Origin of the sequence: Kineobactrum salinum, assembly GCF_010669285.1 — a bacterium.
Taxonomy (GTDB): Bacteria; Pseudomonadota; Gammaproteobacteria; order Pseudomonadales; family Halieaceae; genus Kineobactrum; species Kineobactrum salinum.
This window is the reverse complement of the sequence record NZ_CP048711.1, coordinates 1098535-1122003: the sequence shown is the minus strand read 5'-3', so window position 1 is coordinate 1122003 and position 23469 is coordinate 1098535. Positions and strand designations below refer to the sequence as shown.

Sequence of the window (23469 nt, the reverse complement as noted above, 5' to 3'; positions counted from 1 at the left end):
CCTCCAGGGCCTGTTCAGGCGATCAGTTGGCCACGATATTGACCAGTTTGCCGGCCACCACAATGACCTTGCGCACGGTCACCCCGTCCAGGAAACGCTGCACATTGTCCTGGGCCAGGGCCTCGGCCTCCACCGCGGCCCGGTCGGCGTCGGCCGGCAGCGTAATCTGCGCCCGCACCTTGCCATTCACCTGCACTGCCATTTCGATACTGTCGCGTATCAGCGCGTTCTCGTCCACCGCCGGCCAGGGGGCATCGAGGATATCACCCGCGCCCCCCAGCAGTGGCCACAGGTGGTGGCAGATATGGGGCACGATGGGGCTCAGCATCAGCACGATGGCGCGCAGTGATTCACGCACCACGGCGCGGCCACTTGCATCGGTCTGCGGCAGCCGGCCGACTTCGTTGCCCAGTTCCATAATGGCAGCAATGGCGGTGTTGAAGGTCTGGCGGCGGCCGAAATCGTCGCTGGCCTTGGCGATGGTTTCGTGCGTCTTGCGCCGCAACTGGCGCTGCTGCTCGTTCAACGGTCCGGTCAGCAGGACGGCATCACCGCTGCCGGCCTGCAGGTGGCTGTGTACCAGTTTCCACAGCCTGCGCAGGAAACGGCTGGCACCCTCGACTCCGGCCTCATGCCACTCCAGGGTTTGCTCCGGCGGCGCCGCAAACATTGTGAACAGGCGTACGGTGTCGGCGCCGTATTCTTCCACGGTGGCGTGAGGATCGATGCCGTTGTTTTTGGATTTCGACATCTTGGTCACCCCACCGGCGCTGACCGCCGCGCCGGTGTCGCGACGGAATGCGCGCAGGGCCTTGCCGCGCTCGTCCCGCTCTATTTCGACCTCGGCGGGGGCGATCCAGCTGCGGTGGCCGTTGGCGTCTTCCTGATAGTAGGATTCCGCCAGCACCATGCCCTGACACAGCAGACGCCGGAACGGCTCGTCGCTGTTGACCAGGCCTTCGTCGCGCATCAGCTTGTGAAAAAAGCGGGCATACAGCAGGTGCAGGATGGCGTGCTCGATACCCCCTACATACTGGTCCACCGGCAGCCAGTAATTGGCCCGCTCGGGATCCAGCATGCCCTGGTCGAAGTCCGGACAGGTGTAGCGGGCGTAGTACCAGCTGGACTCCATGAAGGTATCGAAGGTGTCGGTTTCGCGCTCCACCGGCTGGCCGTCCAGCTCGTCGCGGCGCCATTGCGGGTCCGCCTTGAGCGGTGACAGTACGCCGTCCATCTGCACGTCCTCCGGCAGCAGCACCGGCAACTTGTGGGCCGGCACCGGGATTTCACCGCTGCCATCGGCGAGATTGAACATCGGGATCGGCGCGCCCCAGTAGCGTTGCCGCGAGACGCCCCAGTCCCGCAGCCGGTAGTTGGTGGTGATGCAGCCCCGCTCCGTGGCCTGCAGGCGGGCCGCAATCGCCTCGAAGGCGGCCTCAGAGTCCAGGCCGTCGAATTCGCCGGAGTTGACCAGATTGCCCCTGCCGGTGAGGGCAGCCTGCTCCAGGTCGGCATCCGCTTCACCCTCCGGGGCAATTACCTGGCGGATGGGCAGCTGGTACTTGCGGGCGAATTCCCAGTCGCGCTGGTCGTGCCCGGGCACCGCCATGATGGCGCCTGAGCCATAGTCCATCAGCACATAGTTGGCCACCCAGACCGGCACTTCCTCGCCAGTTAGCGGATTCACTGCCTTCAGACCGGTGTCGAGCCCCTGCTTCTCCATGGTGGCGATATCGGCCTCGGCCGAGGACTGGACCTTGCAGGCCTCGATAAAATCCTGCAGCTCCGGTCTGTCCGCGGCCAGCGCCCGGCTGATCGGATGTTCCGCCGCCAGGCACATGTAGGTCACCCCGAACAGGGTGTCCGGCCGCGTCGTGTAGACTTCTATATGGTCGCTGCCGGCAATCGCGCTGGCCAGGTCGAAGCGCAGTTCCACCCCCGGCTCTTGCCGATCCAGTTGCGCTGCATCGTGCGCACCTGCTCCGGCCACTCTGGCAGCTGGTCGAGGTCGGCCAGTAGCTCCTCGGCGTAGGCGGTGATCCGGATGAACCACTGCGGGATCTCGCGGCGTTCCACCAGGGCCCCGGAACGCCAGCCGCGGCCGTCGATGACCTGCTCATTGGCGAGCACGGTCTGGTCTACCGGGTCCCAGTTGACGCTGGCCATCTTCTTGTAGACCAGGCCCTTTTCATACAGACGGGTAAAAAACCACTGCTCCCAGCGGTAGTAGGAGGGCTGGCAGGTGGCCAGTTCCCGCGACCAGTCAAAGCCAAAACCCAGGCTCTGCAACTGGCCCTTCATGTAGGCGATATTCTGGTAGGTCCAGCTGGCGGGCGCAGTCTTGTTCTGCACGGCCGCGTTTTCGGCCGGCAGGCCGAAGGCGTCCCAGCCCATCGGATGCAGCACGTTCTTGCCCAGCATCCGCTGGTAGCGCGAAATCACGTCGGTGATGGTGTAATTGCGCACATGCCCCATGTGCAGTTTGCCGCTGGGGTAGGGAAACATCGCCAGGCAGTAGAACTTCTCCCGGCTGTCGTCGCGCTCCACGGCAAAGCTGTTGTGCTGCTGCCAGTGGGCCTGGGCGGCCTGTTCCAGGGACTGTGGTTGGTAGTGCTGATCCATCGCTTGGGGAATCTCATCCGGTCAGGGCAAAGGGGCTGGTGCCGCCGCCGTGAGAGCAGGGACGGGCACCGGTGAATTCGCGAAAGCGGATTCTAACAGCATTCGCCACGGCCGGCGAAGGACTTGCAGGACAGGTGCCGCGGCACGCCTGGCGGCCATGGCACTTACTTTAGCTCGCTCCGGTAGAAGGTCGGCGTCCCGGGAGGGTGCTTTCGAGACCGTATGCGACATGGATGTCGCATCCGAGCCTCCATGGACGGATTCACGGCGTGTCTCGAAAGCACCCTCCCGGGATGCCGACCGGGCTACGAAGTCCCAAAACCCTTAAGTAAGTGCCATTGGGACTAGCGGGTTTCGCGCCAGAAGGTGTGGTACATCACCAGCATCATCAGCAACAGCAGGGCGCAGCCACTGATGACAGGCCGCGAGCCGAAACTGGCAAAGGGCGTGCTGCCGAGCATCACCTGGGCCTCGCCGCTGACTATGGCCTCTTCAAACTGCGCGGTGCGGGCCTGGATCCGGCCGCGGTGGTCAATAATGGCCGACACGCCATTGTTGGTGCCGCGCAGTAGATAGCGACCGGTTTCCAGCGCTCGCATCCGGGCCATCTGCAGGTGCTGCAGCGGACCTATTGAGGCCCCGAACCAGCTGTCGTTGCTGATGGTAACCAGCAGCTCGGCGTGTTTGGCCCCACTGGCCACCAGATCCGGGTAGACCACCTCATAACAGATGAAAGGCGCAATCCGGTAGGCATTGGTGCGCAGCGGTGCCTGCTCGGCGGAACCGGCGCTGAAGCCGGACATGGGCAGGTCGAAAAAGCCGATCAGGCCCCGCAGCCACTGCTCCAGCGGTACGTATTCGCCGAAGGGCACCAGATGCTGCTTGTGGTACAGCCCCTGGCCCAGGCCCAGCGCGACGATGCTGTTGTAATAATCCTCGCCGCCTGGCTCCCGATAGGGGATGCCGGTGATCAGCGTTGATCCGCGGACCCGCGCCTGCTCGGCCACCGGGCCGAGGTAGTCCTGTACCTGGTGGTAGAACCGCGGTAGCGCGGACTCGGGCCAGAGAATGATGTCGTGGCCGTACAGGGCACCCAGGGCGTGGTCGAACTGCTTCAGGATACGGGGGTAATAGCTGCGGTCCCATTTCAGTTGCTGCGGGATATTGGGCTGGTAGAGGGCCACGGTCAGCGGCTTTTCGGCCGCGGGGGCCACCCATTGAATGGGGCGCAACACACCGCCTCCCGCCCACAGGGTTGCGATGATGCCGGCATAGGTGATCAGCGCCGGCAGTTGGCGGCTGCGCCAGGCCAGGAACAGGCAGCTGCCGCTGAGGGCGCAGATGAACGACAGGCCGTAGACGCCCAGCACCGGCGCCCAGCCGGCGATCCAGGTATCTGCATGGGCATAGCCCAGGTACAGCCACGGAAAACCGGTCAGCAGCCAGCTGCGCAGCCATTCAAACAGTACCCACAGGGCGGGAAAGCCAACCAGCATGCCCCCCGGCAGGAACCGCACCAGCCGCACATAGCACCAGGCGAACAGCGCCTGCAGCAGCGCGAGCCCGGCGCAAAACAGCACTGTCAGCAGCACAGCCAGCGGCACACTGGCATAGCCGTAGTCGTGAATGCTGACATAGACCCAGGACACACCTGAACCAAACAGGCCCAGGCCATATAACCAGCCCCGCAGCAGCGCCTGGCGTGGACTGCAGTTGCTCAGCAGGTAGCAGTACAGCGCCGTACTGAGAATGCCGGCCGGCCACAGGTCGAAGGGCGCCAGCGATAGCGTGACCAGGGCACCGGCCAGGGGCGCCAGCAGCAGGCGCAGGTAGTGGCGCCGCTCCACGGGCTTCAGTCCCTGACGGGGCGCATGCGCAGGCTGTGGATCTTGCGCTGATCGGCGTTGATGATCTTGAACTCGAAATTGTCGATATGGGTGATCTCGTTGCGGGCCGGCATGTGGCCAAAGGCCTGGATCACGAGACCGCCTATGGTGTCGAATTCCTCATCGCTGAAGGTGGTCTTGAAGTAGTCGTTGAAATCCTCGATCGGGGTCAGCGCCTTGATGAAATAGTCCTCGTCGCTGATCTGGCGGATGAAGTGATCCTCCTCGACGTCGGTTTCGTCCTCGATGTCGCCGACAATCTCCTCCAGCACGTCCTCGATGGTCACCAGGCCGGCGACACCACCGTACTCATCGATGACTATCGCCATATGATTGCGGTTCTCGCGGAACTCCCGCAGCAGCACATTGAGGCGCTTGCTCTCGGGTACCACCACGGTCGGCCGCAACAAAGCCTGCATGCGGAATTCGCTGTGATCCTTGTTCAGGATTTCCGGCAGCAGATCCTTGGCCAGCAATATGCCCTGTATGTCGTCCGGGCTCTCGCCGATCACCGGATAGCGGGAGTGGGCGGAGCGAATGATCTGCGGCAGGATCTCCTCCAGCGTGGCATCGGCCTTGATTACCGTCATTTGCGCCCGTGGGATCATGATGTCCCGCGCCTGCATGTCGCTGACCTTCATGGCGCCTTCCATGATGCTGCGGGCGTCCTGGTCGATGACCTCGTTGTCTGCCGCAATCGCCAGTACACCCTCGAGATCCCTGCGGTTGCGTGGTTCGGAAGAAAACAGCAAGGCGATTTTCTCGAGCCAGGATCGGTCGCCTGGTTCGTGGCCAAATCGGTCTTCGTTCATTGCGAGAGGGACTCCTCGTGGAGATGGTCGGAATACGGACAGGAAAAACCCAGCTGGCCCAGGATGTCGGTCTCCAGGGCTTCCATCACGGCGGCGTCAGCCGCCTCGACATGATCGTGGCCGAGCAGGTGCAGGCTGCCGTGCACCAGCATGTGGGCCCAGTGAGCGCGGGCGCTCTTGCCCTGTTCCCGCGCCTCGCGCAGCACTACCGGTGCGCAGATCACGATATCGCCCAGCAGCGGCAGTTGCAGTTCCGGTGGCAGGTCGGCGGGGAAGGACAGGACGTTGGTGGGGCCGGTCTTGCCCCGGTAACTGTGGTTGAGCTGCGCCATCTCTGCCTCGTCCACCAAGCGCAGGCAAACCTCGGCGGCTTCGATACCCGTGCCGGCCTGGCGCAGTGCTGCACTGATCCAGCCCCGTATGTCATCCTCTTCGGGGGCGGGTTCAGTGCTGGCGCTCTGAATGTCGACGTGCAGGTTCATGGCCGGCTTTTGTCGAGCGGGGTCGCCTTGTCCTCGTAGGCATCGTAGGCTTCGACGATGCGCTGAACCATTGGATGACGCACCACATCCTTGTTGCCGAACCAGGTGAAGCCCAGTCCCTCGACGTCGGTCAGGATATTGCTGGCATGGGTGAGACCCGACTGGGTCCCGCGGGGCAGGTCGATCTGGGTGGCGTCCCCGGTGATCACCGCGGTAGAACCGAAGCCGATCCGGGTGAGGAACATTTTCATCTGCTCGCGGGTGGTATTTTGGGCCTCGTCGAGAATGATGAAGGCGTTGTTCAGGGTGCGGCCGCGCATGAAGGCCAGCGGCGCGATCTCGATGATGTCGCGCTCGATGAACTTGTTGACGGTGTCGAAGCCCAGCATTTCGTAGAGTCCGTCGTACAGCGGCCGCAGGTACGGGTCGATCTTCTGGCTCAGGTCACCCGGCAGAAATCCCAGTTTTTCGCCGGCTTCCACTGCCGGCCGTACCAGCAGGATGCGGCGCACGCGTTCCTCCAGCAGTGCTTCCACCGCGCAGGCCACCGCCAGGAAGGTCTTGCCGGTGCCGGCAGGACCGATGCCGAAGCTGATGTCGAACTGTTTGATGGCGCGCACATAGGACTGCTGGTTCTTGCCGCGCGGTTTGACCGAAGCACGCTTGGTGCGGATTACCTGGATGGCCTCCACCGGTGTGCCGCCGGCGGTGTCGGCCAGATGTTCCTGCCCCACCTGTGACAGCTGCAGGTGCAGGGATTCCGGGCTCAGTCCCACACCCTGGCAGATCTCGGCGTACAGATGAGTGAGCAGTTCGCGTCCGGCGACCACGTTCACGGTCGGGCCGGTCAGCAGAAACTGGTTGCCGCGGGCATTGATGGTAATACCCAGGCGAGCCTCGATCTGACGCAAATGGGTGTCCAGCTGGCCACAGAGCGTGGCCAGATGGCGGGCGTCATTAGGTTCCAGGGAGAGGCTTGTCTGTGTCGACGATGGAGTCGGGGATTCGCTGTTCAAATCGCTCTTCGGCCGTAAAGGCATAGGGTCATGGTTAGAAGGATATACCGGATTCCCGGCTAGTCAACCGCGGCGGCGGCAATTGCCGGAATCAACCGCCCCCGCAGGGAGTTGGGCAGGGCCTCGACAATCTCCACCGTGGCGAATTCACCGATCAGGCCGGATTCGCTGCAGGAGAAGTTGACCACCCGGTTATTCTCGGTGCGGCCCTGCAGCTGGCCGGGATCTTTTTTGGACACGCCGGTCACCAGCACGGTCTGGCTGCTGCCCACCATGCGCCGGCTGATCTCCTGGGCCTGCTGGCTTATTCGGTCCTGCAGGATCTTCAGGCGCTGCTTCTTGGTGTCCTCATCGGTGCTGTCCGGCAGTTCCGCGGCCGGTGTGCCGGGACGGGCGCTATAGATAAAACTGAACGATGTGTCGAAACCGATCTCTTCTATCAATTTCATGGTGGCGGCAAAGTCGGCCTCGGTCTCGCCGGGAAAGCCGATGATGAAGTCGGAGGAGATGCTGATATCCGGCCGGATCCGGCGCAGGCGGCGGATCCTGGACTTGTACTCCAGCGCGGTGTGGCCGCGTTTCATCGCCATCAGGATGCGGTCCGAGCCGCTCTGCACCGGCAGGTGCAGATGGTCGACCAGCTGCGGAATCTCGGCGTAGGCGGCGATCAGTGCGTCGCTGAACTCCACCGGATGGGAGGTGGTGTAGCGGATCCGGTCGATTCCGGGAACCAGCGCCACCAGCCCCAGCAGTTCGGCAAAATCGACGATTTCGCCGAGATGGTTCTGGCCCGGTAGGCGTTGACATTCTGCCCCAGCAGGTTGACCTCACGCACGCCGCCTGCGGCGAGATGTGCCACTTCGGCAATCACGTCATCCACCGGCCGTGACACCTCTTCGCCGCGGGTGTAGGGCACCACGCAGAAGGTGCAGTACTTGCTGCAGCCTTCCATGATGGAGACGAAAGCACAGGGCCCCTCGACCTTGGGGTCGGGGAGGCGGTCGAATTTCTCGATCTCGGGAAAGCTGACGTCCACCACCAGGCTGCCGCCAGCGCCCCTGAGGGCCATCATTTCCGGTAGCCGGTGCAGGGTCTGGGGTCCGAATACCAGGTCCACATACGGCGCGCGCTTACCGATTTCGGCGCCTTCCTGGCTGGCCACGCAGCCACCCACGCCGATCACCAGGTTCGGGTTTTTCTGTTTCAACTGCTTCCAGCGACCCAGTTGGTGGAATACCTTTTCCTGGGCTTTTTCCCTTATGGAACAAGTATTTAACAGCAGCACATCGGCATCCTCCGGGTTCTCTGTGGGAACCAGGCCATGGCTTTCCTGCAGCAGATCGCGCATGCGCGCCGAGTCATACTCGTTCATCTGGCAGCCGTGGGTCTTGATGTACAGCTTCTTGCTCAAGGGTGCGTTTGGCGCGCTGCGCCTTACTCCTCGTCACTGGAAAAGGGCTGCGGAGTATACCGATTTGCGGCGCCGAAACCTAGTGTGGACCCTGCGTATGGCGGCTGCCACGCTGGAATTTTGCCCTGAGGGTGGTACCATTGCCGCCCCCGGATTCAGGTGGTCCCGCCGGCAGCCCGCCAGGGCAGGACACCGCATGAGGAGCCAATGGCCAGCCAACCCGTCTACAAGGTGATATTCCACAACGCCAATCAGGTATTCGAGGTGTTCGCACGCCAGATTTACCAGAGTGACATGTGGGGCTTTATCGAGATCGAGGAGTTCATCTTTGGAGAGCGTTCCCAGATCCTGGTCGACCCCGGCGAGGAAAAGCTCAAGCACGAGTTTAGCGGCGTCAAGCGCAGCTACATTCCGCTGCAGGCCATTATCCGTATCGACGAGGTCGACAAAGAGGGCACTGGCAAGATTTCCGAGGGCGCGGCCGGGTCCAAGAGCAATATCACCAACTTCCCGCTGCCAGGCATGCAGCCGCATCACGGCAGCGAGGACTGATTCGAATGGCACTTACTTTTAGCTCGTCCCGGTAGCCCGGTAGCCCGGTCGGCGTCCTGGGAGGTGCTTCCGAGACTCGCCGTGAATCCATATATGGTCTCCTCCCCGTTTGCAAGGCAAAGACGTCGTGTCAGTGACAGGTTGCTGCCATATATCCGGCCTGTTTGCGGAACTCCCCTCGTGGGGGCTCCTGGCCTCGATGAATATCCGCACCTATCGTCCTTATCATCCCAGCGGCTTTCGCAGCCTACGGATTCATCAGGTTTTCGATAGGTCGGTCTGACCTGTTGTGACATCGCGTGTCTGCTGCCTTCGCAACCTGGGGTTGGTTTCCTCCTCGCCGCCGACCTGATTTCCGGCCTGAGCCGGATTTAACTCGCCATTCTCGGTTGATACGTTTCGCCCCGGGCAATGATCACCCAGGCAATCCGGACCAGCTTGTTCGCCAGGGCGACCACTGCCTTGTTGTGCCCGCGCGTCGCCTTTAAATGGATAACCCAGCGGCTCAGGGCATCGTCCTTGTTCGCTGCTGCTCTCAACACCGCTTGCGCCCCGTTGACCACCTGGGATCGCACATACCGGTTCCCACGCTTGGTGATCCCCAGCAGCACCTCTCGCCCACCCGTGCTGTATTGCCGGGGCACCAGGCCCAGGGCCGCCGAAGCGTCACGTCCCCGGCGAAACTGTCGGCCATCACCCATCCAGGCCTGCACGACATTGGCCACAATGGGCCCCATGCCCGGCATCGTGCACAAGCGCCGGCAGGTCTCATCCTCCCGCGCCTGTTGGCTCAGCTGCTGATCGTACCAGGCGAGCTCCTCCAGCAACGCCCGGTAGCGGATATAGGTCTGGGACAGGATGTGACGAACCACCTCTGTCAGGCCATTATCTGCCGCCTCCAGCACCCGAGGCAGCCCCACCATCAGGGCCCTGACCCCACGGGCAAAACCACCCCCCGTTCGGCCAGCAGGGCCCGCATCTGGTTGCCCAGGCGCACCTGCTCTTCCTTCAACTGCTTGCGCTGCAGGACGATCAACGCCTTGTCCTGCTGCTCGACGGTCTTGATCGGAACCGGGCGCAAATGGCCGTGCTGGTGTGCCTCAACCAAGGCTCGGGCGTCGTTGTAGTCGTTCTTCTGGCCTCGCTGATAACTCTTGACATGCTTGGGAGGGTACAGCACAGCGATATGGCCCATCTGCTGTACCTGCTGCGCCAGGTAATGGGCACCAGCACAGGCTTCCATCACCACGACACTGGTCTTCTGTTGGGCCAAAAAAGCCTGCAAGCGGGCGCGTCCCAACGTCTTGCGCCAAAGGGCTTTCCCCGACGCATCGTACCCCACCAGTGCATTGCTATTTTTTGCCAAATCCACTCCGATCACACTATGCTTAGCCATGGTCTCCTCCTCTCGGGATGCCTTTGATCCCTCAAATAGATCTGCAAATCTATTTTGGCGCATTGCGACGCCGATAAAAGAGGGGAGGAGACCATCTCATCATCCATGGAGGCTCGGATGCGACATCCATGTCGCATACGGTCTCGAAAGCACCTCCCAGGACGCCGACCTTCTGCCGGAGCGAGCTCAGATCCCTGACCTTCATTGACAACAGTCACTGCGCCCGTTCACGGGCGGCACGGCGGCTATCGGTCAAGCGTGCAGGCGCTGCTGCAACGTCGCGATTTTCACGCACAGCACGAAGGCGTCCACGCTGGCCTGCACATCCTCCAGTGACGGAAAGCTCGGCGACAGCCGGATATTGCGGTCTTCCGGGTCTCTGCCGTAGGGAAAAGTGGCACCGGCGGGCGTCAGCTTGACGCCGATCCGGGCTGCCAGCCCCACGATTTCACCAGCGAGCCCCGGCAGGGCATCAAAAGAGATGAAATAGCCGCCCCGGGGCCTGGTCCAGCAACCCATGTCGCCGTCGCCCAGCTCCTGCTCCAGCGTTGTCAATACCGCTTCGAAGCGCGGTCGCATCAATGCCGCATGGTGTTCCATATGCGCTGCGATCGTAACCGGGTCCTGCAGGAAGCGGACATGGCGCAACTGGTTGACCTTGTCCGGGCCGATGGTCTGGAAGGCCAGGTGGGCCTTCAGTGTCGCCAGGTTGCGCTCGCTGCTGCCCACGAACGCGACACCGGCGCCGGCAAAGGTGATCTTGGAGGTGGAGCCAAACTGGAAGATGTTGTCCATGGTATCGAACTGGCGGGCATAATCGCTGATCGGCGCCAATTGGGGGGCATCATCGTAGAGCTCGTGCACCGCGTAGGCATTGTCCCACATCACGATAAATTCGCTGGAGGCCTGTTGCGGCAGCCGGGCCAGCCGCTCCACGGTGGCGGCACTGTAGACGCAGCCGGTGGGGTTGGAAAAACGGGGCACACACCAGATGCCCCTGATGGTGGGGTCGGCGGCGACCAGTGCTTCAACCTCGTCCATGTCGGGGCCACTGTCCAGCAGGGGGACCGGCAGCATGTCGATGCCGAAGTACTCGCAGATGGAGAAATGGCGGTCATAGCCGGGCACCGGACACAGGAATTTCGCTTCATCGTGATTGGCCCAGGCCGATTCGGGACCGCGCAGGCCCTCACGCAGCGCAAATTCCACCACCTGATACATCAGGGTCAGGCTGCTGTTGCCGCCGACCAGGGTTTCCTCCGGCCGCATGCCCAGCATCGCGCCGAACAGGGACCTGGCTTCGGGCAGGCCGTCGAGACCGCCATAGTTGCGTGCATCGCTGCCGTCCGCGGCCAGATAATCACCGCCCAGAATGCCGTCCAGGGCACTGGACAGCGCCACCTGGGCGGTGCCCGGCTTGCCCCGGGTCAGGTCCAGGTCCAGCTTCTTCGCTGCCAGCTGATCATATTGCTCATGCAGGATTGCGAGCTGCTCTCGCAGTTGCGCCTGGGATGCCTGCGTTGTCTGCGTCATGAGTTCCTCAATCAATTCAAGTGGGTATCAACGAAATCGGGTCGCGCCGGGCGTGTCAGTATAGCGCCTGTTGCCGGTGGGTAGAAATGGCGGGGGCGGCCCGATCGCTTGAAATCGTGACCAAAGGGCCCATATCTGCTGGAACCGATCCAGTTCAACAGGTACCAGACCACTATGAGTGATGACCCGCAATCGCAGGATGCCGAAGTGCTGCCGAACGACCGGGAGCGGCATGCTCCGGCGGTGGCCAACGATGTTTTGCCTGAAACGCTGCACCTGATCCCGATCCCGCACCGGCCTTTCTTCCCGGGTCAGGTACAGCCGGTTGCGATTAACCCTCGCGAGTGGGCATCGACACTCGAGGCGGTTGGCAAGGCGGGCCACGGACTGATCGGCCTCGCTTTTGTCGACCCGGGCCAAGGTGATGGCGCTACTCCCGACGACTATCCCGAAATTGGCTGTGTCGTGCGCTTGCACAGGCCTCCGAACGGTAGCGAAGGGGCCGGGCACTTCCTGGCCCAGGGGATCAAGCGCTTCCGTATCCTGCGCTGGCTCAGCAAGAGCCAGCCCTACCGGGTGCAGGTGGAATACCCGCGCAGCCAGGGCGACCGCGACAGCGACGAGATCAAGGCCTATTCCATGGCGGTGATCAAGGAAATCAAGGAGCTGTTGCCGTTGAACCCGCTGTACAGCGAGGAGCTCAAGCATCATCTGTCAAATTTCAACCCCGGCCAGCCCAGCCTGCTGGCAGATTTTTCAGCGGCGTTGACCACCGCCAACGGCGAGCAGTTGCAGGACATTCTCGATACCCTGCCGCTGCGGGCGCGGATGGAAAAAGTGCTGGTCCTGCTGCGGCGCGAGCGCGAAGTGGCGGAGCTGCAGGGCAAGATCTCCAGTCAGGTCAACGAAAAGGTCACCGAACAGCAGCGCACCTTCTTCCTGCGCGAGCAACTCAAGGTGATCCAGAAGGAACTGGGCATTTCCAAGGACGACCGCAGTACTGACGTGGAATTGTTCGAAGAGCGCATGAGCGCGCTCAAACCGTCCGAGGCGGTGGCCAAGCGCATCGACGATGAACTGCACAAGCTCTCGGTACTGGAGCCCGGCTCGCCGGAATATGGCGTCACCCGCAACTATCTGGACTGGGCAACCCAGGTGCCCTGGGGTGTTACCTCGAAAGACAAGCTGGATCTGAAACTGGCCCGCAAGGTACTGAACGAGCACCACGATGGTCTCGACGACGTGAAGAAGCGCATTCTTGAGTTCCTGGCGGTGGGTGCATTCAAGGGTGGTATTTCCGGCTCCATCCTGTTGCTGGTGGGCCCTCCCGGGGTCGGCAAGACCAGTATCGGCCGGTCGGTTGCGGAGGCCCTGGGGCGGGAGTTCTACCGCTTCAGTTTGGGCGGCATGCGCGACGAGGCGGAAATCAAGGGGCACCGGCGTACTTACATCGGCGCCATGCCCGGCAAGTTTGTGCAGGCCCTGAAAGAGGTCAAGGTCGCCAATCCGGTGATCATGCTGGACGAGGTCGACAAGATCGGCGCCTCCTTTCAGGGGGACCCTGCCTCGGCGCTGCTGGAGGTGCTGGACCCGGAGCAGAACGGCGAATTTCTCGACCATTACCTGGACCTGCGGGTGGACCTGTCCAAGGTCCTGTTCATCTGTACCGCCAACCAGCTCGATACCATCCCCGACCCGCTGCTGGACCGGATGGAGACCCTGCGGCTGGCAGGCTATGTGGCCGAGGAAAAGCTGGTGATCGCCCGCAACCACCTGTGGCCAAAACTGCTGCAGCGGCATGGCCTGCAGGATGACCAGCTGAAGATCAACGACGCCGCGCTGAAGTACGTGATCGAGAGCTACTGCCGCGAGGCCGGGGTGCGCAACCTCGAGAAGCAGCTGGCGCGGATCATGCGCAAGTCCATCGTCAGCCTGATTGAAGGTGGCGAGGACAAGATCCGGGTGGGCAAGAAGGATATCGAGGCGCTGCTCGGCCAGCCGGTCTTCCAGCAGGAAAAACTGCTGCGCGGTCCCGGTGTGGCCACGGGCCTGGCCTGGACTGCGATGGGTGGCGCGACGATGGCGATAGAAAGTTCCCAGGTGCACACGCTCAACCGCGGTTTCAAGCTCACCGGCAGGCTCGGCGACACCATGAAGGAATCCGCGGACATCGCCTACAGCTATGTGATGGCCCACCTCAAGGACTTCGGCTGTGACCTGGACTTCTTCGACATGAGCATGGTGCACCTGCACGTGCCCGAGGGCGCCACCCCCAAGGACGGCCCCAGCGCCGGTGTCACCATGGCCACCGCGCTGGTGTCACTGGCGCGCAAGGAACGGATCAAGCGCCCGCTGGCGATGACCGGCGAGCTGACCCTGACCGGCCAGGTCCTGGCGGTGGGCGGCATCCGGGAAAAAGTGATTGCCGCCCGCCGCAGCAAGGTGATGGAGCTGATCCTGCCCCACGCCAACCGCCGCGACTTCGATGAGCTGCCGGACTACCTGCGCGAGGGCATTGATGTACACTTCGCCCGCACCTACCGGGAGGTGTTCGAGTTCGTGTTTCAGGAGCACCGGCGGGAGAAATCCCTGCACTAGGGGGAGAGGAAGAGTCGAGTTCCCCGTCAGCCTGCTACTCGTGCTGTTACCACCGCCCGCCGCGGTGCCGGGTGGCCCTCGATGGTCCTGCTGCTGTCGTCGGGGTCAAGGAAGTTCGCCAGTGAATGAAAGCGCATCCACTCGGTCGAGCGCTGTTCCGCGGTCGAGGTGACGGAAACATCCACCAGCGTGGCATCGACAAGGCCCAGTTTGCGCAGCCAGCCCAGCAGCGTGTCGCAACTGGGCAGGAACCAGACATTGCCCATGCGCGCATAGCGTCCCTCCGGCACCAGGCTGGCGCCCGGACCGCCCTCTATTACCAGGGTTTCCAACACCAACTGGCCGCCCGGCCGCAGGCAGTCCTTCAGTTCCTGCAGATGGTCCAGCGGCGAGCGCCGGTGGTAGAGCACGCCCATGGAAAACACCGTATCGAAGGCCGCGAGACCCGCGGGCAGATGCTGGATGCCCAGCGGCAACACCCACACTTGCGGCTGCCGGAGATACTTCCGCAATGCCCAGTACTGGAGCACGAACAGCGGGGTCGGGTCGATGCCGATGACCTCCGCCGCGCCGGCGCCAGCCATGCGCCAGCAGTGATATCCGCTGCCACAGCCGACATCCAGCACCCGGCGGCCGTCCAGGTCGTCGATATGCGCTCGCAGACGCTCCCATTTCCAGTCCGAGCGCCACTCGGTATCGATATGCACGCCAAACAGTTCGAACGGGCCCTTGCGCCAGGGGTGCAGCTGCTGCAGCGTGTCCCGCAACGCGGCGCTGAGGGTAGTGTCCAGGGGTGGATCGCAATCGGCACCCACCCGTGAGCGGTCCAGATGGCAGCGCGAGGGCGCAATCTCCGGCAGCGCCTCCAGCGCCCGCAACCAGCGCGGCAGGTCGCCATAGCGCTGCGGCGACAGCCCCGCGGCGATCTGCCCGGGCAGCAGTTCGGCCCAGCCCCTCAGTTCGTCGTCTTCCTGCCAGCGCTGGATCAGGGGCTGGTAGTCGATCATTTCAGCGCGATCAGCGAGGCGAAGTTGAAGCACTGGAACCAGACATCGCAGCTGCCAAACCCGGCACCGCCGATACGCGCCTTGTGCTGCGCCAGAGTCTCGGGCAGCAACACATTTTCCAGCGCATTGCGCTTCTGCGCGATCTCCAGGTCGCTGTAGCCGTTGCTGCGTTTGAACTGGTGGTGCAGCTCGATATTCAGCTCGTCCAGATGCGGATCCTCAAAGGTCACCTTCTCCGACAACACCATGATGCCGCCCGGGCGCAGGCCGGCATAAATACCGTGGATCACCGTGTCGCGCAGTTCCCGGGGAATGAACTGCAAGGTGAAATTCAGCACCACCACCGAGGCATTCTCGATTGTCACGTCTTCCAGATTGCCACAGTGCAGGGTGACCGGCAGTTCATGGCTGTCGGTGTCGATCACACTCCGGCAGCGCGCCAGCATGGCCGCCGAATTGTCCACCGCAACAATGCGGCAGTCCCGCTGCCGGACGTTCTGGCGCATGGCCAGCGTGGAAGCACCCAGCGAACACCCCAGGTCATACAGCTGGCTGCCCGCCATCGCGTAACGCCCCGCCAGCAGCCCGGTCATGGCGATAATGGTGGAATACCCCGGTACCGAGCGCTTGATCATGTCGGGAAATACCTCGGCCACCCCGGCATCGAAGCGAAAAGCGCCGGGATCGGGTACCGGTTCGGAATAGATTGTATCGCGTTTGTCGGTCACGGCTGGTCTGTTTGCAGGCTGGAAAACGACGGCGATTCTAGCATGGATTGCCAGGCTCGCGGAGCGGTCCCATACGCTCCAAGCCAGCCGTGGGGTGCCATTGTGGCCGCTGCGGCGTGACCCCGGGTCAGGAGTAGCGCACAATAGACCGCTGAGACGAACGGCACTTGCTTAAGGTGTGGCACGGTGTGAGGGCGCTACTTCCGGAGAGTACTTTCGAGACCGTATGCGACATGGATGTCGCATCCGAGCCCCCATGGAGAGCCCACCCCCGCTTTATCGGGTGTGGGTTTACGGCGTGTCGCGAAAGTACTCTCCGGAAGTAGTGACCGGATTATTGGCACCCAATCGTTAAAGCAAGTGCAATTCCACCCAAACCTGATCCAGAAGGCCGCGGCCGCCCATGTGCCCGCGCCGACAGCGAACAACCCGGAGAATCTGCATGAAAGGCACTCACGAATACGCGGGCGATCCCCGCAATGACGACATACTGATAGAGATCAACGGCGAGCACTTCCCACGCGCCGAGGCGCGCATATCCGTGTTTGATTCCGGCTTCATCCTGGGTGACGGGGTCTGGGAAGGGCTGCGGGTGGAAAACAACACCGTGCTGTTTCTGGAGCGGCACCTGGAGCGGCTGTTTGAGGGAATGAAAACCCTGGACTTCAAGCCCGACTTCAGTCGCGACCAGCTGGCTGGGCGCCTGTACGCACTGTTGACCGCCAACAACATGAGCGATGGCGTGCACATTCGCCTGATGGTGTCGCGTGGGGTCAAGTCCACGCCCTATCAGGACCCGCGCATGACCGTCACCCCCCCACGGTGGTAATCATCCCCGAGTACAAAGAAGCGCTGCCGGAGACCGTGGAGAAGGGGGTGCGCCTGTACACCGTGTATGTGCGCCGCGGCTATTCCGATGTACAGGATCCGACCCTCAATACCCATTCAAAGCTGAACTGCATCGGCGCCTGCATCCAGGCGGCCAAGGCCGGGGCCGACGAGGCCCTGATGCTGGACCCTCACGGTTTTGTCGCTACCTGCAACTCGACCCATTTCTTTATCGTCCGTCGCGGGGAAATCTGGACCTCCACCGGCGATTACTGCCTGGACGGCATCACTCGCGGCAAGGTGCTGGAGATCGGCCGGGAGCTGGGCCTGACGGTGCGTGAGACCAACTTCACGATGACGGATGTCTACAATGCCGAGGAGGCCTTTGTCACCGGTACGTTCGCGGGACTGGTGCCGGTGACGGAAGTGGACGGACGTATTATTGGCGAAGCCGGTGCCGGGCGGCCGGTGATCGCCCGGCTGCAGGCGCAGTACCGGGATCTGGTGGGGCGCTATATCGATGGCCCCGGCAAGAACCACCCGCGGGGTTGAGGCGATGGATATTCTGCGTATCGCGATGTGGTCCGGCCCGCGCAATATCAGCACCGCGCTGATGCGGGCCTTCGAAAACCGGCCCGATTGCGCCGTGGTGGATGAACCTTTCTATGGCTATTATCTGCAGGCCACCGGTCTGGAGCATCCCGCCGGTGACGCGGTGATGGCCAGCATGAGTTGCGACTGGCGGGAGGTGGCACGGCAGTTGCGCGAGGAATTGCCGGCCACGGCTGACCCCGCCAGTTGCACCGTGTTCTACCAGAAGCACATGACCCAGCACATTCTGCCTGCGATGCAAATGGACTGGACTGACGGGCTCAGCAATTGCTTTCTGATTCGCGAACCGCGACGCATCATTGCTTCCTACGCCAAGGTGCGGCCGCAGTTTGCGATTGAGGAACTGGGTTTCCCGCAGCAGTGGGAGCTGTTCCAGCGGGTCGCCGACCGGCTCGGCGAGGCGCCGCCGGTGATTGATTCCGCCCAGACTCTGCGGGCACCGGAAGCCAGCCTGCGGGCTCTGTGCCAGCGCCTGGCCATTCCCTTCACAGACCGGATGCTGCACTGGCCCGCCGGCCGCCGCGACAGCGATGGCGTGTGGGCGCCGCACTGGTATGCCGCGGTGGAGCAGTCAACCGGGTTCCAGGCGGTGAATGAACTGCCGCTGGAGGAGGTGGCGATCCCGGCGGGCTGCGAGGAGATGTGCGACCAGGCGGAGACAATTTATGCGCGCTTGTTCGAACATGCGCTGGTGACGGGGGACGAATAGCCGACATGCCCGGGTGTCGCGACAACCCGAATATTGGGTGCCACGTACATAATGACGCTGCGACGTCTCAGTTGGCGCTGCGCACCAGTTGGGAATCCTCACAGCTGTACTGGCGTTTGGTGCGGACGCGTTGCTTGAAGCGGGCAAAATGGGTATTGCTCGCTTCAGTCGCCGGGGCACTGTGGTGGTGAGAGAATTTGATGCTGCGGATAAAATCCACCAGGCTCACTTTCTGCTCGTGGCTCGCTTTCATGATCTGTACCGGTTTCAATACTTTAAATACAGTGTAATATTTTCACCTGCGAACAGGGTGTGAAAAAGTCGTGTCCTGGGCGTGAAAATTACCCGTTACCGCGGGGAATTAATACCGCTTAGAGCCGTCGTACGAGATGGTCGATGAAACTCGCGAGCTCGGGCTTGTGGGCGTGCAGTTTCGTCGTCTTCCTGCGCTTGATCAGATGGCACAGCTCACACGCTTCCGGTCCCGGCGGACGGGTTGGCACTGAGGTGAGGCATCACCCGCGGTGCTCGGGTATAATCCTGCTCCATTTGACGGAGTCCCCGATGAAGCCCGAGCATTACCCCACAGAGCCTGCCCATCTCTGGGAGCATTTTTATCAGATCACCCAGATTCCGCGGCCCTCCGGGGAGGAAGAGGCGGTACGCAATTATGTGATCGGGCAGGCCGAACAGCACGGGCACCGTTGGCAGAAGGACAGCACCGGCAATCTGGTGGTATCGGTGCCGGCTTCGGCCGGGCGCGAGGACCGCTCCACCGTGATCATCCAGAACCATCTGGACATGGTGACCGTGAAGACCGGTGACAAGGACCACGATTTCCGGCGCGATCCGCTGGCCCTGCAAGTGGAGGATGGCTGGCTGCTGGCGGACCGCACCACACTGGGCGCCGACAACGGTATTGGCTGCGCTGCGGCATTGGCGGTGATGACCGATGCCAGCCTGGTCCACCCGCCACTGGAGTTGCTGTTCACGGTGGATGAGGAAACCGGCCTCGGGGGGCGCTGGGCCTGGACCCGGAGCTGCTCAGTGGCAGCCTGATGTTGAATCTGGACACCGAGGACTGGAACGAACTCTACGTCGGCTGTGCCGGCGGCGGTGGCTGGGTTTTCAATGCCCGTTATGACACCGCACCACCAGAGCCGGAGCAGGGCTGCTGGACCCTGGAATTGAAGGGGCTGGCGGGCGGTCACTCGGGTATCGAGATTCATCATCAGCTGGGCAATGCGATCAAACTGCTGGCGGAGTGCCTGGCAGAAGTGGAGGGCCTGCAGCTGGCCGCGATCAGCGCCGGCGTGGCCCACAATGTCATTCCCCGGGAGGGCAGCGTGACCTTCAGTTGTCCCGCGGCCCAGGCCGGCGCGCTGGCCCAGCGGCTGCCGGCATTACAACAGCGCTGGCGCAGCTATCTGCCGGCAGCCGACCACGGCCTGTCCCTGACCCTGACCGAGGCCTCCGTGCAGCCGCTGCTGCAGTCCGGCGACAGTGCCCACATACTCCAATTGCTGACCGCTTTCCCCCACGGTGCCCAGGCCTACAATCTGGTGCAGCCGGCCGACCTGGTGGACCTGAGCGTCAACCTCGCCTGCGTACGGCTGCAACGGGGCGCGCTGGAAATCGAGGCGAGCTACCGCTACTTCAATGCCGAGCAGGCCCTGCCGCTGCGCGCTGGCGTGGAGTCCCTGGCCCGGCTGGCGCAGTTGGATATCCGGCGGATAGACGGCTACCCGGGTTGGCAGCCCGACTTTGCCAGCCCGCTGCTTGCCCGGGGCAAGGCCCTGCACCAACGGCTGTTCGGCAGCGAGCCGGCGGTGAAGGCGATTCATGCCGGCCTGGAATGCGGCATTCTGAAAAGCAAGAAAGCCGAGCTGGATATCCTGTCCTTCGGGCCTACCATTCGCGGTGCTCATTCTCCCACCGAACGTCTGCGAATCGATACTGTACCGCCATTCTGGCACTACCTGTCTGCCCTGCTGGCAGAACTCTAACTGCATCTTGTTTCAGGAGTAACGCTATGCTCGATAAACTTACGCAATTGCCCGAAGACTCCATCCTCGGGCTGGCCGCCGCCTGCCGGGTGGATCCGAATCCGCACAAAGTGGACCTGACGGTCGGCATCTACATGAGCGAGGCAGGCATATGCCCGGTCTTCGATGCGGTACGGCTGGCACAGCAGGCGCTGATAGAGGAGGAGACCACCAAGGCGTATATGCCGCCGGCGGGGGATGCGACCTTCAACACAGGCATGCAGCGGCTGGTGATGGGGGGCGACAGCCCGGCGCTGGCGGCCGGCCGGGTCAGCAGTATCCAGACCCCGGGCGGCTGTGGTGCCATCCGGATTGGCGCAGAAGTTATCCACGCCGCGGCCCCGGACGCCCGGGTGTGGGTGTCCGATCCCACCTGGCCGGTGCACATCCCGTTGCTGGGCAGTGTCGGCCTGTCCTTTGAAACCTACCGCTACTACGACCCGGCGGAACACGGGGTCAATTTCGAGGGGATGGTGGCCGACCTGCAACAGGCCCGTCGCGGCGACGTGGTGCTGCTGCATGGCTGCTGCCACAATCCCTGTGGCGCCGATCTGTCGCTGGAGCAGTGGGGCACCATCGCCGACATGGCGGAGCGGCAGGGCTTCCTGCCCTTTGTCGATATCGCCTACCAGGGATTGGGGGATGGCCTGGAAACCGATGCGGCCGGCGTGCGGCTGCTGGCCGAGCGGCTGCCGGAGCTGATCATTGCCGCTTCCTGCTCCAAGAACATGGGCCTGTACCGGGAGCGCACCGGGGCGGCTATCTTCGTCTGTGCCAGCGCCGACAATGCCCGCGCCCTGGTCAGCCAGGCGCAGGTGGCGGCGCGCCGGATCTATTCCATGCCGCCCGCCCACGGGGCGCTGCTGGCGGGCCGGATCCTCTCTGATGAAGCCCTGACCGCCAACTGGGAGGATGAACTACAGGCCATGTGCCGGCGCATCAACGGGCTGCGCACCAGCCTGATGAGCAAATTGCAGCAGCACAGCGATCGGGATTTCAGTTTTATCGAGCGGGAGAAGGGAATGTTCTCGTTTCTGGGATTGACGCCGGCGCAGGCCCTGGCGCTGCGCGAACAGCACAGCGTGTACATGCTGGACTCCTCGCGCATCAATGTCGCCGGCGTCAACGGCGCCAATATCGACTACCTGGCAGAAGCAGTGGGCAAGGTGCTGCGCGGCGAGGCCGCGTGAGCGCCAGACGGGTCTGCTGCAAACATTGCCGTCACCGGTCCCGCTGACACGGGGCCGGCATCATTCCGCAGCCGTCTGGCTCTCTTCCAGTTCAGCCCAGCGCTCTATGGCCCGGTCCAACTCTGCCTGCACCGCAGCCAGCTCGGCCAGTACCGGGTCGATGGCGTCACGCTGCTGGCGGTAGAAGGCAGGATCGGCGGTACGGGCTTCCAATGCGACGTGCTTCGCCTCCAGCGTTTCTATCGTGGCCGGCAGTGACTCCAGTTCGCGCTGCTCTTTGTAGGACAGTTTGCGGCGCGCCGGCACTGGAGGCGCCGCGCCGGTTTTAGGCGCGCTGCTGGCTGTGGCGGGCATCTGGTTGCCGCGGCCGCCGGGTTCCTGCAGGCGGCCACCGCGGGCCAGCCAGTCGCTGTAGCCCCCGGCCTGTTCCTCCACGCTGCCATCGCCGCGCAAAATCAGCAGCTGGGTCACCACATGGTCCATGAAGTCGCGGTCGTGGCTGACCAGGATCACGGTGCCGTCGAAGGACAGCAGGATGTCCTCCAGCAATTCCAGGGTTTCGATATCCAGGTCGTTGGTGGGTTCGTCCAGCACCAGCAGATTGGCCGGCTTGCTGAACAGGCGCGCCAGGATGGCGCGGTTCTGCTCGCCCCCTGACAGAGCCTTCACCGGCGTGCGCACCCGCTCGGGGCTGAACAGGAAGTCCCCCAGGTAGGAGATCGCGTGGCGGCGCTTGCCGTTGAGCTCGATGAAATCCTGACCGCCACAGACATTGTCGATCAGGTTCTTGTCCGGCTCCAGCTTGTCGCGCAGCTGGTCGGAGTAGGCGATCTCCAGTTTGCTGCCGAGCTTGATCACGCCGCTGTCCGGCGCCAGCTGGCCCAGGATCAGCTTCACCAGGGTTGACTTGCCGGCGCCGTTGGCGCCGACGATGCCGACCCGGTCACCGCGCTGGATAATGGTGGAAAAGTCGCGGATCACCTCTTTGTCGCCAAAGCCCTTGCTGACGTGTTCCAGCTCTGCCACGACCTTGCCCGAGCGGCTGGCCTCTTCCACCGCGAAGTTGGCACTGCCGACCTTCTCGCGGCGTTGCTGGCGCTCCCGGCGCATGTTTTCCAGCGCCCGTACCCGGCCCTCGTTGCGGGTGCGGCGGGCCTTGATGCCCTGGCGGATCCACACTTCCTCCTGGGCCAGTTTCTTGTCGAACAGCGCGTTGGCGCGCTCTTCCGCTTCCAGTTCCTGCTCCCGGTGACGCAGAAAGCCCTCGTAGCTGCCCTCCCAGCAGGTGAGATGGCCGCGGTCGAGTTCAGCGATGCTGGTGGCGACGTTCTGCAGAAAGCGGCGGTCGTGGGTAATCAGCACGATGGCGCCGCGGTACTGCTGCAGTTGCGTTTCCAGCCACTGGATCGCCGGAATGTCCAGGTGGTTGGTGGGTTCGTCCAGCAGCAGGATGTCCGGGTCCGCCACCAGCGCCTGGGCCAGCGCCACCCGCCGGCGCCAGCCACCGGACAGCTCGCCCATGGTGGCGTCCTGAGGCAACTGCAGCTGGGTAATCGTGGTTTCGACCCGCTGCTGCAGGGTCCAGCCATCCACGGCTTCCAGTTGCTGCTGCACCCGCGCCAGCCGGTCCACATCCATATCGGCGCCCGCCTGCAGCAGGTGATGGTAGTCCTTCAGCAGCTTGCCGGCCTCCGCCAGGCCCTCGGCCACCACGTCGTAGACGGTGCTGGTGTCGGCGTCGGGCAGGGTTTGCTGCAGACGCGCGATGCGCACGCCCGGCCGTAGCCAGCGTTCACCGGCGTCGGCCTGCAGCTCGCCGGCCAGAATTCGCAGCAGCGTGGTCTTGCCGGTGCCGTTACGCCCCAGCAGACCCCAGCGTTCGCCCCGGCGAATGGTCAGATCCACCTGGTCGAGCAGCACCTGGGTGCCGTAGTGCAATTGCATGGATTCAAGGCGCAGTAAGGGCATGGCAGCTCAGCGGTGTGTGGGTGGGCGCCGCATTCTACGCCGTTGCAACTGTCCCCGCCACAGCTTGGGCCGCT

The 23469-nt window shown here is 63.2% G+C and carries 19 protein-coding genes and 2 pseudogenes; 8 read left to right on the top strand and 13 right to left on the bottom strand.

The window, feature by feature from the left end; all coding sequences use genetic code 11:
- Positions 1 to 22 precede the first annotated feature (22 nt).
- The 6 genes and pseudogenes from leuS to miaB all read right to left on the bottom strand — a co-directional run bounded on the left by leuS (position 23) and on the right by miaB (position 8190).
- Positions 23 to 2622, bottom strand: a pseudogene (gene leuS / locus G3T16_RS04800) (leucine--tRNA ligase).
- Between the two features lie 344 nt (positions 2623 to 2966).
- Positions 2967 to 4469, bottom strand: coding sequence for an apolipoprotein N-acyltransferase (lnt, locus tag G3T16_RS04795; protein WP_232059269.1), 1503 nt, complete (start codon positions 4467 to 4469; stop codon positions 2967 to 2969).
- Between the two features lie 5 nt (positions 4470 to 4474).
- Positions 4475 to 5320: an HlyC/CorC family transporter gene (locus G3T16_RS04790; protein ID WP_163494056.1), complete on the bottom strand. Its 846-nt coding sequence runs from the start codon at positions 5318 to 5320 to the stop codon at positions 4475 to 4477.
- A complete protein-coding gene (ybeY, locus tag G3T16_RS04785) occupies positions 5317 to 5802 on the bottom strand; it encodes an rRNA maturation RNase YbeY (RefSeq protein ID WP_163494055.1) in 486 nt (161 codons plus the stop codon). Before ybeY ends, G3T16_RS04790 begins: the two co-directional genes overlap by 4 nt.
- Complete coding sequence (locus G3T16_RS04780; RefSeq protein ID WP_163494054.1) at positions 5799 to 6842, bottom strand: PhoH family protein; 1044 nt, start codon at positions 6840 to 6842, stop codon at positions 5799 to 5801. Before G3T16_RS04780 ends, ybeY begins: the two co-directional genes overlap by 4 nt.
- Positions 6843 to 6877: 35 nt before the next feature.
- Positions 6878 to 8190, bottom strand: a pseudogene (gene miaB / locus G3T16_RS22375) (tRNA (N6-isopentenyl adenosine(37)-C2)-methylthiotransferase MiaB).
- Between the two features lie 246 nt (positions 8191 to 8436).
- On the opposite strand from miaB, the gene G3T16_RS04770 reads away from it, so the two are divergent.
- Positions 8437 to 8781: a DUF1820 family protein gene (locus G3T16_RS04770; protein WP_163494053.1), complete on the top strand. Its 345-nt coding sequence runs from the start codon at positions 8437 to 8439 to the stop codon at positions 8779 to 8781.
- A 371-nt stretch (positions 8782 to 9152) separates the two neighbouring features.
- Here the strand turns inward: G3T16_RS04770 and G3T16_RS20955 are convergent, their stop codons facing one another.
- From G3T16_RS20955 to G3T16_RS04760, 3 genes are all read right to left on the bottom strand, one after another.
- Positions 9153 to 9704 carry an IS110 family RNA-guided transposase gene (locus G3T16_RS20955; protein ID WP_197911906.1) on the bottom strand — a complete coding sequence of 184 codons (552 nt, stop codon included), beginning with the start codon at positions 9702 to 9704 and terminating at the stop codon, positions 9153 to 9155.
- Positions 9704 to 10177 (bottom strand): IS110 family transposase, encoded by a 474-nt coding sequence (locus tag G3T16_RS20950; protein WP_197911905.1) that lies wholly within the window; start codon positions 10175 to 10177, stop codon positions 9704 to 9706. The genes G3T16_RS20955 and G3T16_RS20950 overlap by 1 nt, the downstream gene beginning before the upstream one ends.
- A 252-nt stretch (positions 10178 to 10429) precedes the next feature.
- A complete protein-coding gene (locus tag G3T16_RS04760) occupies positions 10430 to 11710 on the bottom strand; it encodes an aminotransferase class I/II-fold pyridoxal phosphate-dependent enzyme (protein WP_163494052.1) in 1281 nt (426 codons plus the stop codon).
- 174 nt (positions 11711 to 11884) lie between these two features.
- On the opposite strand from G3T16_RS04760, the gene lon reads away from it, so the two are divergent.
- Positions 11885 to 14308: an endopeptidase La gene (gene lon / locus G3T16_RS04755; protein ID WP_163494051.1), complete on the top strand. Its 2424-nt coding sequence runs from the start codon at positions 11885 to 11887 to the stop codon at positions 14306 to 14308.
- 26 nt (positions 14309 to 14334) lie between these two features.
- On the opposite strand, the gene cmoB is transcribed toward lon, so the two are convergent.
- Positions 14335 to 15315 carry a tRNA 5-methoxyuridine(34)/uridine 5-oxyacetic acid(34) synthase CmoB gene (gene cmoB, locus G3T16_RS04750; protein ID WP_163494050.1) on the bottom strand — a complete coding sequence of 327 codons (981 nt, stop codon included), beginning with the start codon at positions 15313 to 15315 and terminating at the stop codon, positions 14335 to 14337.
- Positions 15312 to 16043 carry a carboxy-S-adenosyl-L-methionine synthase CmoA gene (gene cmoA, locus G3T16_RS04745; protein ID WP_163494049.1) on the bottom strand — a complete coding sequence of 244 codons (732 nt, stop codon included), beginning with the start codon at positions 16041 to 16043 and terminating at the stop codon, positions 15312 to 15314. Before cmoA ends, cmoB begins: the two co-directional genes overlap by 4 nt.
- A gap of 442 nt (positions 16044 to 16485) precedes the next feature.
- On the opposite strand from cmoA, the gene G3T16_RS21675 reads away from it, so the two are divergent.
- The 3 genes from G3T16_RS21675 to G3T16_RS04735 are packed head-to-tail and all read left to right on the top strand — an operon-like array spanning position 16486 to position 18192.
- Complete coding sequence (locus tag G3T16_RS21675) at positions 16486 to 16872, top strand: aminotransferase class IV (RefSeq protein ID WP_232059268.1); 387 nt, start codon at positions 16486 to 16488, stop codon at positions 16870 to 16872.
- Entirely contained in the window at positions 16866 to 17423 is a 558-nt protein-coding gene (locus tag G3T16_RS21670; RefSeq protein WP_232059267.1) for an aminotransferase class IV, read from the top strand. The genes G3T16_RS21675 and G3T16_RS21670 overlap by 7 nt, the downstream gene beginning before the upstream one ends.
- A 4-nt stretch (positions 17424 to 17427) precedes the next feature.
- Positions 17428 to 18192, top strand: a complete 765-nt coding sequence (locus tag G3T16_RS04735) for a sulfotransferase-like domain-containing protein (protein ID WP_163494048.1) — start codon at positions 17428 to 17430, stop codon at positions 18190 to 18192.
- Between the two features lie 67 nt (positions 18193 to 18259).
- Here the strand turns inward: G3T16_RS04735 and G3T16_RS04730 are convergent, their stop codons facing one another.
- The gene (locus G3T16_RS04730) at positions 18260 to 18445 is read right to left on the bottom strand and encodes a hypothetical protein (RefSeq protein ID WP_163494047.1); all 186 of its coding nucleotides are present in this window, start codon (positions 18443 to 18445) and stop codon (positions 18260 to 18262) included.
- A 311-nt stretch (positions 18446 to 18756) separates the two neighbouring features.
- Here G3T16_RS04730 and G3T16_RS20945 point away from each other — a divergent pair, with 311 nt between their 5' ends.
- From G3T16_RS20945 to G3T16_RS04720, 3 genes are read left to right on the top strand one after another with little or no spacing between them, the layout of a single operon-like run.
- The gene (locus tag G3T16_RS20945) at positions 18757 to 19251 is read left to right on the top strand and encodes a zinc-binding metallopeptidase family protein (protein ID WP_197911904.1); all 495 of its coding nucleotides are present in this window, start codon (positions 18757 to 18759) and stop codon (positions 19249 to 19251) included.
- Complete coding sequence (locus G3T16_RS04725; protein WP_197911903.1) at positions 19251 to 20198, top strand: peptidase dimerization domain-containing protein; 948 nt, start codon at positions 19251 to 19253, stop codon at positions 20196 to 20198. The genes G3T16_RS20945 and G3T16_RS04725 overlap by 1 nt, the downstream gene beginning before the upstream one ends.
- Positions 20199 to 20224: 26 nt before the next feature.
- Positions 20225 to 21427: an amino acid aminotransferase gene (locus G3T16_RS04720; RefSeq protein WP_163494046.1), complete on the top strand. Its 1203-nt coding sequence runs from the start codon at positions 20225 to 20227 to the stop codon at positions 21425 to 21427.
- Between the two features lie 60 nt (positions 21428 to 21487).
- Here G3T16_RS04720 and G3T16_RS04715 read toward each other — a convergent pair whose 3' ends face one another.
- The gene (locus G3T16_RS04715) at positions 21488 to 23395 is read right to left on the bottom strand and encodes an ATP-binding cassette domain-containing protein (RefSeq protein WP_163494045.1); all 1908 of its coding nucleotides are present in this window, start codon (positions 23393 to 23395) and stop codon (positions 21488 to 21490) included.
- Positions 23396 to 23469: the final 74 nt, after the last annotated feature.